Genomic DNA, 14,841 nt, shown 5'->3' with positions numbered 1-14,841 from the left:
TTTTTACAAAACGCTGAACATTTGAAAATTCTCCGCATTCATGGTAGGGTGAGACTTGTTTTGTTTCACCTGATTGCGGGGTAATTTTAAGAGAGGAATGATCTGCCAGCGTACGACCATACTAAGCCTGCGAGCAGATATAGGCGTACACAAAAAATTTAGAGGGTGAGAATATTTGAAAAATATATCTAGTGTATTTTGGATTGTGATTGTGATCACAGCTGCTGCTGTATTATGGGGCGTTGTTTCTCCAGACAGCCTGCAAAACGTATCCCAATCCGCACAAGCATTTATCACCAATACGTTTGGTTGGTATTATCTTTTAGTTGTCTCATTGTTTGTCGGGTTCTGTCTCTTTTTAATTTTCAGCCCGATCGGCAAAATTAAACTCGGAAGACCCGATGAAAAACCGGAATTCGGGTTATTATCATGGTTCGCCATGCTGTTCAGCGCAGGCATGGGAATCGGCTTGGTATTCTACGGTGCGGCTGAACCGATCAGCCATTACGCAATTAGCTCTCCATCAGGTGAAACAGAAACCCCCCAAGCCTTTAGAGATGCACTCCGCTATACATTTTTCCACTGGGGTCTGCACGCTTGGGCCATTTATGCCGTCGTGGCATTATGCATTGCCTATTTCCAATTCCGAAAAGGCGCTCCAGGATTAATCAGCAGCACGCTGTCACCGATTCTAGGCGATAAAGTTAACGGTCCGATCGGCAAATTAATTGACTGTATTGCTGTTTTTGCCACAGTCGTCGGAGTAGCCACAAGCCTTGGTATCGGGGCGACTCAAATTAACGGCGGATTGAGTTACTTATTTGGCATCCCAAATAACTTTCTCGTTCAATTTATTTTGATTGCCATTGTTACTGTGCTTTTCTTGATTTCTGCGTGGAGCGGACTCGGAAAAGGCATTAAGTATTTGAGCAACACCAATATGGTATTAGCTGGACTGTTAATGCTGTTTGTGCTGTTTGTCGGGCCTACCGTACTGATTATGAACTCATTTACAGATTCTATCGGACAGTATATTCAAAACATCGTGCAAATGAGCTTCAGACTGACACCGTACGATCCTGAAAAACGCGAATGGATTAACGGCTGGACGATTTTCTATTGGGCATGGTGGATTTCCTGGTCTCCATTTGTCGGCATTTTCATCGCCCGGGTATCCAGGGGACGGACGATCCGTGAATTTTTGATCGGTGTCTTGGTAACACCATGTATTCTCGCGTTCCTATGGTTCTCTATCTTTGGCGTATCGGCTATGGATCTTCAGCAGAACGGCACATTCAATGTAGCGAAGCTGTCAACGGAAACAATGCTGTTTGGAACACTTGACCATTATCCGCTGGCGATGGTGACATCTATTTTGTCACTGATCCTGATCGCTGTATTCTTTATTACGTCTGCTGACTCTGCAACTTTTGTGCTCGGCATGCAGACGACCTACGGCTCATTGAACCCAGCCAATTCAGTAAAATTCAGCTGGGGCATCATTCAATCTGCCATGGCTGCTGTCCTCTTGTATTCCGGCGGTCTTTCCGCTTTGCAAAACACAGCCATTCTGGCAGCGCTGCCGTTTTCTATCGTCATCCTGCTGATGATTGCCGCTCTCTATAAATCGCTCTCAAAAGAACGAAGAGAGATCAAAAGAGCGGAGAAAATCGACAAACCGAGAAGTCCAAGAGTGAAAAAGGCATATTAACAAAAAAGATCTTTCCGCGCACGCGGGAAGATCCTTTTTTATTTGCGGTATAGAATAAGGGCGGAAAAACAGTAAAGCTGCTCACCGTCCGGGTCGCACGCCGCCGAAACCGTATATTTGATATCAATCAACTGCTCCTCTGATATCCCTTTTAAAAATGAATTGATTTCCGTCTGTAAGTCTTTTTCATGTTCTTCATCAAATACTGCCACCTTCAGCATCTTATCCGCTCTCCTTTCTCTATCAATCTATTCCGTTTGGAACAGCGTTATGATAGAGAAATAATGATCACCTCATCTCCGGATAAAAAGCTTCCTTTGTATGGTGTTTCTTCTGCGGCACACTGTCTTGGTTCTCCACTTTCAACAGTACGGCATAAGCCATTCGCATATGGCAGTAGCTGATCAGGCTGACGCTGAAAAAAGGGACAATGCCGGGCAGGTACGCAAGCAAGAAAAAGAGAGCCACAGTCAGCGCAAGCATCGCAAGCGTATATTGCAAATACGCTACACTGAGCAAGAGCGAAAACTTCACGTACAGACGCTTTTTCCAGTCAAAATGGACAAGCAGCGGAAACACATAAAAAAGCATGGATACGAACAAAAAGCCAAATATCATAATGGCGAAGCGCAGAACATGCAGAAGGAAATGGCTCGGATAAATAAAGGCCAAATCGATATAAATGATCAATCCGATAATCGCCAATACAGCGCCAATCAGATTTGAACGAAAAAACTCAGCCTTGTATTCCCGCCAAAACGTTTTGAGCACCGAAACGTTGTCCTGCCCTTGAACCCACTTCCGCATGACAGCGAATAAAGCCGCAGTCGCGGGCATGATGCCAAACACACCGAGACCGAGCAATACAAACAACAGCCACAGCAAGTTTGTATACGCGAATCTCATGATCCATTCGCAAAAGCGCAGCATCCGCCCCAGTGAACCATCATGTTCCATGGCGGTCCCTCCTTTTTGCACTATACATTCTGCATATGAAAAAGCTCTTTAATCCCGATCGGCCTCTTTTCGGCAACCGAGCGCCACATTCCCTCACCAACCGCGATGGAGTAGGCTCCGGCTTCAGCCCCGGCTAAAATATCATAGCGGCGAAGCGGGTCTTTCCCTAAAAAAAGATCCTCAAGCAAAAGCGGATCGCCTCCGCCATGCCCTCCCTCATTTTTGACCACTTGTATCGTCTGCTTTGATTCAAAAAGCGGATAGTATTCGATTGTCTGCTCAGGAAAAGCAAACGGAATTCTGGAAGGTTCGTGAAATTCATTTGATTCGATCCGCCCTTTTGTGCCGTTGATCGTCAGCCGGTATCCTTCATACGGGGCCGAAAATAAAATCGAATAGCTTAATAGTGCACCGCCATCATATTTGACTGTCGCCACGTACGTATCCTCGATGTCAATTTCTTCGTCAAAAATACACGCGTCAGGCCTGTATGCAGTATATAAGCTGGACTGGTCTCCTGCTTGGAGATGATCATCCTTTACAGAAGCTTTGGAGGAACGGGGATGCCACCTAGAATAGTAATGGCATTTTTCTTTGGCCCGGCACGTCCCGCAAAAACGCCCGTCTTCTTCCGGCAAGGGGTTCCACTCACTGTCCGGCCCATAGTAATTCAAAGCGCCATAAGCAAATACCTCCTTCGGATTTTGCCCGAGCCACCAATTGACGAGATCGAAATGATGCGTTGATTTATGGACCGAAAGACCTCCGGAAAGCGGTCTCGACCGGTTCCAGCGTTTAAAATAGCTGGCGCCATGATACGTATCAATATACCAATTTAAATCAACGGAAGTAACCCTGCCTATTTTTCCTTCCAGAATCATTTCTTTTATTTTTCGATGAAACGGGCTGTAGCGATAGTTAAACGCGACGGTGACTTTTCCTTCGCTTTTGGCCTCCGCTTCAAGCACCCGATTCGCATCCTGCACTGTCGTCACCATTGGTTTTTCAGTAATCACATCTGTATTCCACTGAAGGCTTTTTACAATATATGTGACATGCGTATCGTCCCTGCCTGCCACAATGACGATATCAGGCTTTGACACGCACATCATCTCGTCAAAAGCATCTTCGTTAAACTCGGGCACGTGGGCCAGCTCGGGAAATTTCTCCTTGCAAACGGCAAAACGTTTCGGATCGGCATCCAGCAATCCGGTAATCTCATAATGAGTTGAAAACCGCTCCATCAGCGGCTTGATAAACATACTGAGAGCTCTGCTGCTCACTCCGCAAATGACGATGTTCTTCAATGTTCTCACCTCTATCGGGCTTCAGTTAGTTGGGAAATCAGCTGCAGCGCTTCCTCTGTTTTTTCAGCATACACAGGGATAAACGCTGCCATATCGCGATTCAATCGAAAAGAATAGCCGTTCAGCTGTTTTTCCCCTTTTTCGATCTGAACGGCATAGATTGTTTTCTCTCCTGTTTTTTTATTAACCGTTGTATAAGGAGATGTTTTTTCAGGAGACAATCCGTTTAACGGCTGAAAATTTTCTGGATCATCGTAAGCCTGAAACATGTCTTCAGGCACGATGAAAACATCTCCCTCATGGGCGGTAATTTCCGTCAGCAGTTTTTCTGGAAAAGCTGGAAGGATATCGACCTTCCCGGCATTCTGCCCAGCGGCCATTTTTATGTTTTCCTGTACGCCAGCCTTCATATCAGAAAAGAGAATGACATGCATTCCGTCCGGCCTGTTTGAGCATGATGCCAAAAAGAGCACTAAGACGATTACCCACAAAGCCGTACGTATCCTTTTTGTCATTTCCCCGCTGACCTAAATAGAGGCTCCAGCTCTGTCATAGCTAAAATAAACGCGCCGGCTCCGTGCAGATCGTTTGTGCTTCTTTCGCGGCTGACATAATAGTCATAGAAGCCGGCTGATGTTCCGACACATATGTCTTTGACGAGAAACGCTCCGTCTTCTGTTGTTTCGGTTTTATGCTGAATCAAGCCTTGATACGCTTTTAGTAGTGTTGTTTCGTAAGCTCTGTCTAGATAGCCTTTATTGATTCCTTTCGCAAGTGCGTACATGTACAGGCAGGACCCTGAGCTTTCCAGCCAGTTATCAGACCTGTCTCCCTTATCAACGATCTGATACCATAGCCCTGTCTCCTTGTCTTGATAGCGGGAGATGCTTTCCATCATGTCCTGCAGCGTGTTTTTCCACACATGACGGTTCGGATGCTTCTTCGGCAGCTCTTCAATCATGTCAGCAAGAGACATGACGTACCAGCCGATGGAACGTGCCCAAAATTCCGGTGAACAGCCTGTCTCTTCATTGGCCCAAGGCATTTTTTTCGCTTCATCCCAGGCGTGATAAAAGAGTCCGGTTTTTGAATCCTTCGTATGCTTTCTCATCAATGACTCCTGCAGCACGACCTGATCAACCAGCTCCGGCTCCTGCTTCAGATTCGCGTATTTCAGTGCGAACGGCCCCCCCATGTATAAGCCGTCAAGCCACATTTGGTAAGGATAACCGTCTTTGTGCCAAAAACCATCCTCAGACGTCCGGTTCAATGTTCCATATAAGCCGCGGAGCCTTTTTGCCGCTTTGACATACCGCTCATCCTTCGTCTGTTCGTATAATGGAAAAAGAATGAGACCCGCTTGAATAGCGTCCAGCTCATCTCTCCTAAATAATAGATTGCCATAATCATCGATTAAGAGATCTGCATAAGCCTTCGCATACTCAAAATACCGCTTTTCCCCGGTTGCTTCCCATAACCGCAATACACCGCATAAGAAAACGCCTTGATGGTAATGCCAGCGGTTTGCAGGCGGCAGCTCCTCGACAGTGTACGTGTTCATAATCGTATTTGCCAATGCCTCCGCGTACGTAAGAGGCGATTTTACAGCGATTGATTGATTCATTGATCCCATCCCTTTCCTAATAAATTCCTTCCTCGCCAAATTTCTTCGCCAAACGATTCGCAAGCATGACCAAAATCAGCCCGACTGCCGCTTTAAATACGCCGACTGCTGTACTGTAGCTGAATTGGCCCTGTTTCAGCCCGGCAGTATAAACGTACGTATCAAAAATTTCCGCTACTTCCCTATTCGTTGCATTTAACAGCAAATACACATGCTCGAAGCCAAGCTCCAGCGTGTCTCCGATTTTCAAAATCAGCAAAACGACGATAACACTTTTAATGGCGGGCAGCGTAATATGCCACATTTGCCGCAGCCGTCCCGCTCCGTCCATTTTCGCCGCTTCATACAGCTGAGGGTCAACCGCTGTAATGGCCGCCAGATAAATGATCGTCGACCATCCAGCTTCCCTCCAGATAACCTGAAGAATATACAGGGGCCTGAACCAATCTTCGTTCAGCAGAAAATTGATTTTTTCACCGCCAAAAAACACAATCAGTTCATTAATCAAGCCTCCGTCTACCGTTAAAAGCACAAACGACAGCGATACCACAATGACCCAAGACATAAAATGCGGGATATAAATCAGCGTCTGAACAAATTTTTTAAAGAGAGCAATCCGCACTTCGTTCAATAGAAGCGCCAGCAAAATCGGCACCGGAAAAAATATGGCCAGGTTCAACGCAAATAACACGAGCGTGTTTTTTAACAAGAGAAAAAATGTAGGCTCAGTAAACAGCCTGATAAAATGCTTCAGCCCGACCCACTCACTGCCCAAAATGCCGAGGAATGGCTGATAATCCTGAAATGCAATCACAATCCCCCACATCGGGACATACTTAAAAAGCAAAAAATAAATACACCCAGGCAAAATCATCAAGTACAAATATTTTTGCTGGATCAGTTTAATTAGTAAGCGCTTTCTTTTTTCTTTTTTAAAAATGACTGCATCAACAGCCGGCGCTTGCGCTTCTGCTGTTTTCATTTTTTTCAAGCCTCCTTTCACAGGTTCTTGCATTCACTGTAGCTCAGCAGGCAAAAGTCCGTCTACAATCATATGATCACATCCTGTTTTATCCCTTTATGATCAATGGTTCAGCAGTTCCACCTGAAATAAAGACACCGATATTAGAAAATGATTATTGACAATATCTATCAATCTTTGGATTAATTGTATTAAGGTGAAGTGGATTTAGGAAATGGGGGGTTTTATGAAAAGAAGCCAATACAAGTTTTACTACAAGCTGATCACGTTTTTCTGCCTGCTCAGCACCATTCCGGTTATTTTGGTTGGATTGTTTTCGTACGAGCACTCTCAGAAAACGGCTATTTCCAACGTTTCGGAGGAAAAATTCGACACACTCCAGCAGACCCAGCAAAGCATCGAGCATATCTTGAAAACCGTTGATCACTCTTTGACCCACTATGTGAGTTCGCCGCCTCTCCTTCGCACTCTGTCCGAGTCTTTGCACTCTGACCAATTTCAAATCTATAACCAAGTGAACCAAGAGCTCAATTATCTGCAAAGCTTTGATACCGACCTGTCCAATCTGACGTTAGTCAGTTATACGAAAAAATGGCACATGAACAATTCCGGTTTGTACCGCTTAAACACAGACACTCTTCATGAAGCAGCATCAGCATACACGAAACACAAAGCGAGCCGCTCATATTGGACACTTGAGGAAAACAATCATTTGATTTCCACAAAAGAAGGCACATCAGAAAACTGCCGTTACAATATCAATTTAATTAAGCAGCTTCCTTTGAACAGCACAAATACAAAAGGATTAGCAGCCGCAAGCATCCCGAGCTGTTCGCTTGTCAAAAATATGCCTGACTATTCTAACGCCAAAAACCTGTTTATCATGGATGAAAAAGGCCGCATCATCCTGCATAACAATATGTCTGACGTCGGAGAATCTCTTCATAACGACGGTTTTGTCCAAAAAATGCTGGCGCAAACCGCTAATAGCGGTCAGTTTGAAACAGTTATTGACCGGATTCATTATAAAGTCACCTATCAAAAATCCGATTATAACACGTGGACTTATTTTTCTCTCGTTTCCCTGCCTGAGCTAAAAAAAGAAGCCAAGTCAATCGGCTGGATCACTTTTACAGTATGCCTTATTTTGTTAATGCTTTCATTATTGTTTTCTTGGCTGGGTTCCCGCCATTTTTACAAGCCGATCAGGGTGCTTTACGAATCATTCGCAAGGCATGGTGCCATACAAGAAAAACAGCCGCCTCAAAATGAATTTGAGTTAATTGAACAGAGCTTTAAGCAGCTGAAGGACAGAAATGATGACCTTGAAGAAACGATGAAGCAGCAAGCCACTCACCTGCAGCAATATTTTATGGTCAGGCTTATGCTCGGAAAACTGACGGATGAGGAGGTTAATAACCGCTTTGAAAGCCTCGGCTTAAAGCAAAATTGGCGGCACCTTGCCCTGCTTGTGCTCCAAATTGACACACTGAATCATACACCTTATGAGAAAAAAGATATGGATTTGCTTTTGTTTGCCGTCAACAGCCTGATTGAGCGCAGCATCCCGACAGACAAACATCTTGCCCCCGCCGTGGTGGACAAACAGCAGGCAACGATTTTGATCAATCAAAGCGGGACAAAGGAGGAATTCATGGCTGAGCTGAATGAGACTGCAAGGATGATTCAGGAAAAAGCGGAAGCTGAGCTGCAGCTGTCTGTCAGCATCGGCATCAGCCAGCCGTTTGATGCGCTGACAAAGGCGAAAACAGCCTACGCTGAAGGTTCGGAGGCGTTGAAATACCGGCTCAAAGCAGAAAACAAATCGATTATCTTTTATGAAGACCTGGACCAGAAAAAAACCTTCAAAACCCATTTTCCCAAGCAGCTTCAGCATGAGCTGTTCGATGCCGTCAAAGCAGGAGACAAGGAGAAAGCGGACAAATGCCTGCACGCGATTTTGCAAGCCATTTTCACCCAGAACACTAACCCGTACCAATTTCAGATCGCCATCGCGCGCTTTTTGAACCATGTGATTGAGCTGATGCATGTGCTCGGAATCGAATTGTTTGAGCTTGAAGAAAACAAAATGCTGTATGACCAGATTTTCGAGCTGAAAACGTTCGAGGATACCGAAAACTGGCTCAAAAATGAGTTTATTGATCCGATGACAGACAAAGTGAACGCCCGCGCGGATGCCCAGTACAAAAATATTTCCGACAACATCATTCATATCATCCACCATGAGTTTGAATCTGAGTTGACACTGGATGAAATCGCACGCAGGCTCCATTACAACCCAAACTATTTAAGCAGCATTTTCAAAAAAGAAATGGGTATTTCATTCAGCGAGTATGTCTCAAGCTACCGACATCATATGGCGAAAAGCTGGCTTGCCGAAACCGACATGGCGGTCAAAGACATTGCGGAAAAACTAAAATATAAAAACTCGCAAAATTTTATCAGATCATTTAAAAAGCTGGAGGGAATTACACCGGGAAACTACCGCCAGCAAAAAAGAAGCATGTAAAAAACCCAAAACACGCAAGCGGTTTTGGGTTTTTCCAATGTTATTTTGATTGTTTAAACGCTTCTTCGTATTCCTGAATAATTTGTTTTCCTCCGCTTGACTCCCATTTTTCCACTTCTTTATCGAACTGGCTTTCTGTGATGTCGCCAATCATATATTTATAGGTCGCATCATCAATGATTTTCTTCAGTTCATCCCCCCGTTCCGACTCCGCCGCGGAATACAGGCTTTCAGCACGATTAGAGACGATGATCTTTTCATTGTCCTCAGTCAGCTCCTCATATGCCGTCCGAAGCGGATCTCCCGTGTTTTTTAAGTAGGCTTTATCAATGGCTATTAAGGCGGACAGCGGCTGAATATCAGTCTGCCAGTCTTTTACCTGGCTTTCTTTGCGTGTGAACGTTTTGTCCTCTCCTTTGTTGTAGTGCACGCCGTCGATGCCATAAGTCATCAGGCTATAGACGTCTTCTTCGGCAATTCGGTCAAAAAATGCCAAGATCCGTTTAAGCTCAGCTTCCGTTTTCACGCTCGTTTTCGGGAAAGCAAACACGCCGTTATGGCCTCCTGATGCCCATACCCGCTCTTTCCCATCTGGGCCTTTTATGCGGTTGATGATCTCAAGCTTCATCGATTTATCAGAAGCATGGTCGCGCAGATTGACGGCATCTACCATATTGCCAATATAAATGCCGGCTTTTCCTTGAGAAAAAAGCTCCTGCTGCTGGGTTTTGCTTGTGACGGGAAAATCCTTATTCATATACCCGTTATCACGCAGCTTTTTCATATAATTCATCGTGTCTTTATATTCCTGTGTCATGAAATCAGGGGTGAATTTGCCGCCTGATTCCTTCCAATCTGTCGGCATGCCTTCATACGAGCCAATCGTTTTAAACGCGCCGTAAATCAAGTCATTACGGTCTGCCAGCCCGAACGTATTATCTTTCCCATCCTTGTCCGGGTCGTCCTCCGTAAATGCTTTGGCCACTTCATAAAGCTCATCTAGCGTTTCCGGCGTTTTCAAATTCAAATTGTCCAGCCAGTCCTTCCGAATGACGATCCCCTGTCTTGAAAGCGGACGCTCTCTGTATATCCCGTAGAGCTTGCCATCGATGGTTACGTTTTTATTAATGAGTTTGTTCATTTTGTTTAAGTTAGGATAATCCTTGATATAATCGCCGATTTCCCAGAACATTCCTGACCGGAAGGCATTCATGACTGACGAATTTTTAATATCCTGGATGGTCACGATTTGCGGAAGATTGCCGGCTGCAAGCGCCGCATTCAGCCTGTCTTCTTTCACCGCGTCTGGAACCCAGGTAATGTCGAGTTCTGTATTTGTCAGCTTTTCAATTTCTTTAATCGCCCTGTCTTTCGGCGGCTGCTGGTGATACAAAATCGCCATCCAAGACAGCTTGACCTTTGAATCCGATTCAGCTTTGCCTTCAGCCGCAGACTGATCAGCCCCTTTACAACCCGCCAGCACTCCGCCGAGTGCCAGTACAAGCAACATGAAAAGCACCCTCCATTTGTTTCCCATCGTACCCCTCCGTTTCATATTTTTTATCCTTTAACAGATCCCAGTAAAGCTCCTTTTGCAAAATGCTTTTGTATAAACGGATAGACAAGCAGAACCGGGATGGTCGCCACCACTATGACCGCCATTTTAATCGTTTGCTCAGGCGGCGGGCTGCCCGAACCCATCTCTGACATATCCCCCTGCATGCCGCTTGATACAATGACGATTTGGCGCAGAAGCACCTGAATCGGCCATTTTGCTGAATCATTTAAGTACAAAATCGCTGTCATATACGTGTTCCAATACGTGACCGCATAAAACAATGAAATCGTTGCGATCGCAGGCAGAGACAGCGGCAGCACGATTTTAAAGAAAATGCCCAGGTCATTGCACCCATCGATTTTCGCGGACTCTTCCAGGCTTGCCGGGATATTTTGAAAGAAGTTTTTCAGAATGATCAGGTTAAAAGCATTAATGGCTGTCGGCAAAATGAGCGCCCAGTAAGAATCGAGCAATCCAAGCGATTTGACCACAAGAAAAGTCGGAATCATGCCGCCGCTGAACAGCATCGTAAATACAACGAGAAACATGAGCGGCTGCCGTCCGATTAATTCACGGCGGGATAACCCGTAAGCCATCAATGATGATAAAAACATGCTGACTGCAGTACCTATCACTGTCACAAACACAGAAACAAGCAAACTCTTATAAATAATATCTGTTGAAAAAATGTAGCGATAAGCATCTAGCGAAAAAGTGGTCGGTATTAAAATAAATGTTTTCGACACAACTTCTTCTACTGTGGCGAAGGATGCTGCGATGACATGAATGAACGGAAGTACGCATATTAAAGCGAACATCAGCAAAAACCCGTAAATCAACATATCAAACAAGCGACTTTTCAGTGAATGTACGATAGCTCCCACCTCTCTTTTGTAAGCGTTATCATTCTTTCCTAAACAAGCTGCAGCATGTGACGATATCGTGTCTAAAATGTAGCAAATCTGTGATTGCCATGTCTATAATCATTTGAACAGAGCCCCAGGCCGGGCGGGGAACCCCGCACATGAAAGCCAATGACAAAAGAAAAAGAGCATAATCTTAGAAAATGATTATGCTCCGTTCTCCTTCTCGCTCAGAAGCTCGGCCGTATTGATTTGCGGCGAAAATCCAAGTTCATTGACAGCAGATTCAATAGACCATGGCCGGCCCGGATTATCAGAGACGGCGTAATAAGTGCCGTACCGGATATTGGTTTCAATGGCGGCTTTAAAAATTGACAGCAGATCGGCGTGAGAAAGCAGTGTCTTTTTCGTCCGTTCTTTTTCATGCAGCGTATCCATTTCATCTGTGACGACTGTTCCGATTCGAAGGTTGATCACTGAAAGCTTATTTTCCAAATAAAACAAATGGCCGATCTGTTCAGACGTCAGCTTTAATACACCGTACAAGTTTTTTGACAGCGGATAATCGCTTGTTGTGATTTCCCGTCCTAAGAGCGAGTGCCCGTCTTTTTCGTATACATCTGTGACATGATTGCTGCTGGCGAACACGAGCTTATGAATGCCGAGCTCTGCTGCTGCGCGGCACAGATAATAGCTTGCCCTATAGAAAACATCCGTCATTTTTTCAAACTCAGCGATGTCCATGACATCGTATTTGATTTTGACAGCCAGTAAATTTAAGATCACATCGGTATCTTTCGGAATCTTCTTCAAGAGATCCTCGTAATTTGCGGCGTCAGCCTGAATGAAGGAGGCTGTGCCATCGAAATGATCTTTATCAAGCACTGTCACTTCATAATCTGAAATAAGCCCTTCAGCAAGCAGTCTCCCTATCACACCATTTCCGCCGGCAATCAGCACTTTTTTCACTGTGTTCACTCCCCTTTTTTATAGATTGCCCATTTTCGGCGGGGCTGACACTTTTTTGGCACTCACATTCTTAGGCTTATTCAAAAGTCACCGGCAGCTCTTCAAGCTGCCGAAATCCAAATAGCGGCCGATATCGCCATTCAGAATCTGCGAGCTTCAGGCTGGGCATTCGCTGCAGAAGGGTGTTGATCGCAATTTGCGCTTCTAATCGTGCCAGCGAGGATCCTAAGCAAACATGATGGCCATGTCCGAATGAAAGATGCGGATTAGGGCTTCTCGTAATATCGAAGACATCGGGGCGTGTGAATATGCTTGGATCTCGATTAGCCGCCCCTAACAAAAGATAGACTTGTTCTCCTTGACGGATTGTCACCCCGCTGATGTCAATATCCTCTACCGCAACTCTGGCTGTCATTTGCGTGGGGCTTTCATATCGCAGAGATTCCTCGACTGCTGTACCAATAAGATCTGGATTTTCTCTCAGTTTCAAAAGCTGTTCTGGGTGCTGCAGCAGACAAAGGACTGAATTGCTGATGAGATTGACCGTTGTCTCATGTCCGGCGATCGCCAGCAATATGCACGTAGATGCTGCTTCCTCTTCCGTCAGCTTATCCTTTTCTTTCCCCTTCAAGAGCATGCTGATCATATCCTGTTGAGGATGGTGTTTTCGCTTTTGAATCAGCTCTCTGAAATATGCCATAGCCTGTACAGCAATATGATTGCCCTCTGTTAATCCCTTTCTTGACCGGGTAAAATCAATCGTTTGAATGAGACTCGCAGCCCATTCCTTTAATTGCTCCCGATCTTCCTCCGGCACACCTATAATGTTAGCGATGACGAAGCTTGCTAACGGAAAAGCAAAGTCCGAAATGATCTCCATCTTTTTTTCACCTTGCACCTGATCGAGCAACTGGTGAACAGCTTCAATGATGTACGGCCGATAACACTCTGTTGTTCGCGGCGTAAATGCTCCGCTAGCAAGCGTCCGCAATCGTCGATGATCAGGCTGATTCTGAAACAGCATCATTTGATTTTGCACATGTGTAAGGTCCTGATATTTGGCTGATCTTTCAGGCAGCGGTGTGCGGACTTTGAATCTCGCATCTTTCAAAATAGCTGCCGTTTCTTCATATCCCGTGACATACCAGCCCGGATATTTAAAGAAACTCCCTTTATATATAGGATGAACAGCTCGCAATGTGTCGTAAAAAGGATATGGATTTTTCAAAAACTCAGAGGATGCATGTAAAGATGCAATTGTCATGTGATCTTCTCCTTTCTGTTCAAAAATAAAAGCAATCGACATCACACCGATTGCTTTTATTGATTCTTTCAGCTTTTCGCGCTTAAACTGGCCTTCATTTCTTCGACTGATTCAACTTCAAAGCCTAAATCACTCAGCATTTTATGATCCTCCGTCTCCTCTTGCCCGGCAGTTGTTAAGTAGTCTCCGACAAAAATGGAGTTTGCGGCGTAAAGCCCTAATGGCTGCAATGAGCGGAGGTTGACCTCTCTTCCTCCGGAAATGCGAATTTCTTTTGATGGATTGATAAAACGGAACAGCGCCAGCACTTTTAAACAATACAGCGGGTTTAATTCGTTTACGCCTTCTAACGGCGTGCCATCAATCGCATGCAAAAAATTCACCGGAATGGAATCCGCGTCAAGAGCCTTTAAGCTTTTGGCGATGTCAATGACATCCTGTTTTGTCTCCTTCATTCCGATAATGGCGCCTGAACACGGAGACAGTCCCGATTCTTTGGCGATTTCAACCGTATTGACCCTGTCATCGTATGTATGTGAGGTCGTGATGTTTGAATGGTTTCTCTGCGAGGTATTCAAATTATGATTATAACGGTCTACTCCTGCCTCTTTGAGCCGCTTCGCCTGCTCTGGCTTTAACAGTCCGAGGCACGCACAAACCTTCAATCCATATGTCTCTTTAATTTCCTGTACCGCATCTACGACCTGATCTACTTCTCTGTTGGACGGCCCTCTGCCGCTTGCCACGATACAATATGTGCCGATATTCAGATCGTGCGCCCGCTTTGCGCCTTCAAGCAGCGTTTCCTTATTCACCATCCTGTAAGACTCAATTGGCGCTTTCGAAATGGCAGACTGTGAACAATAGCCGCAGTTTTCCGGGCAGAGCCCTGATTTCGCATTCATAATCATATTGAGCTTTACTTTTTTTCCATAAAAGTGCTTTCTGATGTGAAAAGCCCCGTGCATTAATAGCAAAATATCTTCATCCGGACAATTTAATATTGAAAGCGCCTCTTCGTCTGTCACTTCTGCTCCAGCCAGCACCCGGTCTGCGAGTTCCATCCATTGATTCAT

Annotated in this window: 13 protein-coding genes; 2 read left to right on the top strand and 11 right to left on the bottom strand. The window is 45.1% G+C overall.

Annotated elements, in window-relative coordinates; all coding sequences use genetic code 11:
* The first annotated feature begins 175 nt into the window (after positions 1-175).
* The gene (opuD, locus tag QA442_RS06865) at positions 176-1,711 is read left to right on the top strand and encodes a glycine betaine transporter OpuD (protein WP_014665036.1); all 1,536 of its coding nucleotides are present in this window, start codon (positions 176-178) and stop codon (positions 1,709-1,711) included.
* Between the two features lie 38 nt (positions 1,712-1,749).
* On the opposite strand, the gene QA442_RS06860 is transcribed toward opuD, so the two are convergent.
* From QA442_RS06860 to rmgP, 6 genes are all read right to left on the bottom strand, one after another.
* On the bottom strand, positions 1,750-1,932 hold the full coding sequence (locus QA442_RS06860) for a sporulation protein Cse60 (RefSeq protein WP_003223398.1): 183 nt from the start codon (positions 1,930-1,932) through the stop codon (positions 1,750-1,752).
* A gap of 67 nt (positions 1,933-1,999) precedes the next feature.
* On the bottom strand, positions 2,000-2,668 hold the full coding sequence (locus QA442_RS06855; protein WP_095432450.1) for a YesL family protein: 669 nt from the start codon (positions 2,666-2,668) through the stop codon (positions 2,000-2,002).
* A 20-nt stretch (positions 2,669-2,688) separates the two neighbouring features.
* The gene (locus QA442_RS06850; RefSeq protein ID WP_095432451.1) at positions 2,689-3,975 is read right to left on the bottom strand and encodes a Gfo/Idh/MocA family oxidoreductase; all 1,287 of its coding nucleotides are present in this window, start codon (positions 3,973-3,975) and stop codon (positions 2,689-2,691) included.
* A gap of 11 nt (positions 3,976-3,986) precedes the next feature.
* Entirely contained in the window at positions 3,987-4,490 is a 504-nt protein-coding gene (locus tag QA442_RS06845; protein WP_095432452.1) for a lipoprotein YteS, read from the bottom strand.
* Positions 4,487-5,608, bottom strand: coding sequence for an unsaturated rhamnogalacturonyl hydrolase (gene rmgQ / locus QA442_RS06840; protein WP_141237729.1), 1,122 nt, complete (start codon positions 5,606-5,608; stop codon positions 4,487-4,489). The genes QA442_RS06845 and rmgQ overlap by 4 nt, the downstream gene beginning before the upstream one ends.
* 7 nt (positions 5,609-5,615) lie before the next feature.
* Entirely contained in the window at positions 5,616-6,581 is a 966-nt protein-coding gene (gene rmgP / locus QA442_RS06835) for a polygalacturonan/rhamnogalacturonan ABC transporter permease (protein WP_095432454.1), read from the bottom strand.
* 214 nt (positions 6,582-6,795) lie between these two features.
* Here rmgP and QA442_RS06830 point away from each other — a divergent pair, with 214 nt between their 5' ends.
* A complete protein-coding gene (locus QA442_RS06830) occupies positions 6,796-9,111 on the top strand; it encodes a helix-turn-helix domain-containing protein (RefSeq protein WP_279473913.1) in 2,316 nt (771 codons plus the stop codon).
* 40 nt (positions 9,112-9,151) lie between these two features.
* On the opposite strand, the gene QA442_RS06825 is transcribed toward QA442_RS06830, so the two are convergent.
* The 5 genes from QA442_RS06825 to bioB all read right to left on the bottom strand — a co-directional run bounded on the left by QA442_RS06825 (position 9,152) and on the right by bioB (position 14,841).
* Positions 9,152-10,648, bottom strand: a complete 1,497-nt coding sequence (locus tag QA442_RS06825; RefSeq protein WP_095432456.1) for an extracellular solute-binding protein — start codon at positions 10,646-10,648, stop codon at positions 9,152-9,154.
* Between the two features lie 23 nt (positions 10,649-10,671).
* Complete coding sequence (locus tag QA442_RS06820; RefSeq protein WP_080478349.1) at positions 10,672-11,532, bottom strand: carbohydrate ABC transporter permease; 861 nt, start codon at positions 11,530-11,532, stop codon at positions 10,672-10,674.
* A gap of 207 nt (positions 11,533-11,739) precedes the next feature.
* The gene (locus tag QA442_RS06815; RefSeq protein ID WP_095432457.1) at positions 11,740-12,501 is read right to left on the bottom strand and encodes an NAD-dependent epimerase/dehydratase family protein; all 762 of its coding nucleotides are present in this window, start codon (positions 12,499-12,501) and stop codon (positions 11,740-11,742) included.
* A gap of 76 nt (positions 12,502-12,577) precedes the next feature.
* A complete protein-coding gene (gene bioI, locus QA442_RS06810; RefSeq protein WP_095432458.1) occupies positions 12,578-13,765 on the bottom strand; it encodes a biotin biosynthesis cytochrome P450 in 1,188 nt (395 codons plus the stop codon).
* Between the two features lie 68 nt (positions 13,766-13,833).
* Entirely contained in the window at positions 13,834-14,841 is a 1,008-nt protein-coding gene (gene bioB, locus QA442_RS06805; RefSeq protein ID WP_095432459.1) for a biotin synthase BioB, read from the bottom strand.

The sequence above is a fragment of the Bacillus stercoris genome (assembly GCF_029772985.1).
GTDB classification, from domain to species: domain Bacteria; phylum Bacillota; class Bacilli; order Bacillales; family Bacillaceae; genus Bacillus; species Bacillus stercoris.
This window is presented reverse-complemented; position numbering and strand designations above follow the sequence as displayed.

What these genes read in the sequence shown, in the direction of transcription:
- QA442_RS06855 (WP_095432450.1), bottom strand. Translation starts at nt 2,668, where the DNA reads ATGGAACATGATGGTTCACTGGGGCGGATGCTGCGCTTTTGCGAATGG.
- rmgP (WP_095432454.1), bottom strand. Translation starts at nt 6,581, where the DNA reads ATGAAAACAGCAGAAGCGCAAGCGCCGGCTGTTGATGCAGTCATTTTT.
- QA442_RS06860 (WP_003223398.1), bottom strand. Translation starts at nt 1,932, where the DNA reads ATGCTGAAGGTGGCAGTATTTGATGAAGAACATGAAAAAGACTTACAG.
- bioB (WP_095432459.1), bottom strand. Translation starts at nt 14,841, where the DNA reads ATGAATCAATGGATGGAACTCGCAGACCGGGTGCTGGCTGGAGCAGAA.
- bioI (WP_095432458.1), bottom strand. Translation starts at nt 13,765, where the DNA reads ATGACAATTGCATCTTTACATGCATCCTCTGAGTTTTTGAAAAATCCA.
- QA442_RS06825 (WP_095432456.1), bottom strand. Translation starts at nt 10,648, where the DNA reads ATGGGAAACAAATGGAGGGTGCTTTTCATGTTGCTTGTACTGGCACTC.
- QA442_RS06830 (WP_279473913.1), top strand. Translation starts at nt 6,796, where the DNA reads ATGGGGGGTTTTATGAAAAGAAGCCAATACAAGTTTTACTACAAGCTG.
- rmgQ (WP_141237729.1), bottom strand. Translation starts at nt 5,608, where the DNA reads ATGGGATCAATGAATCAATCAATCGCTGTAAAATCGCCTCTTACGTAC.
- QA442_RS06845 (WP_095432452.1), bottom strand. Translation starts at nt 4,490, where the DNA reads ATGACAAAAAGGATACGTACGGCTTTGTGGGTAATCGTCTTAGTGCTC.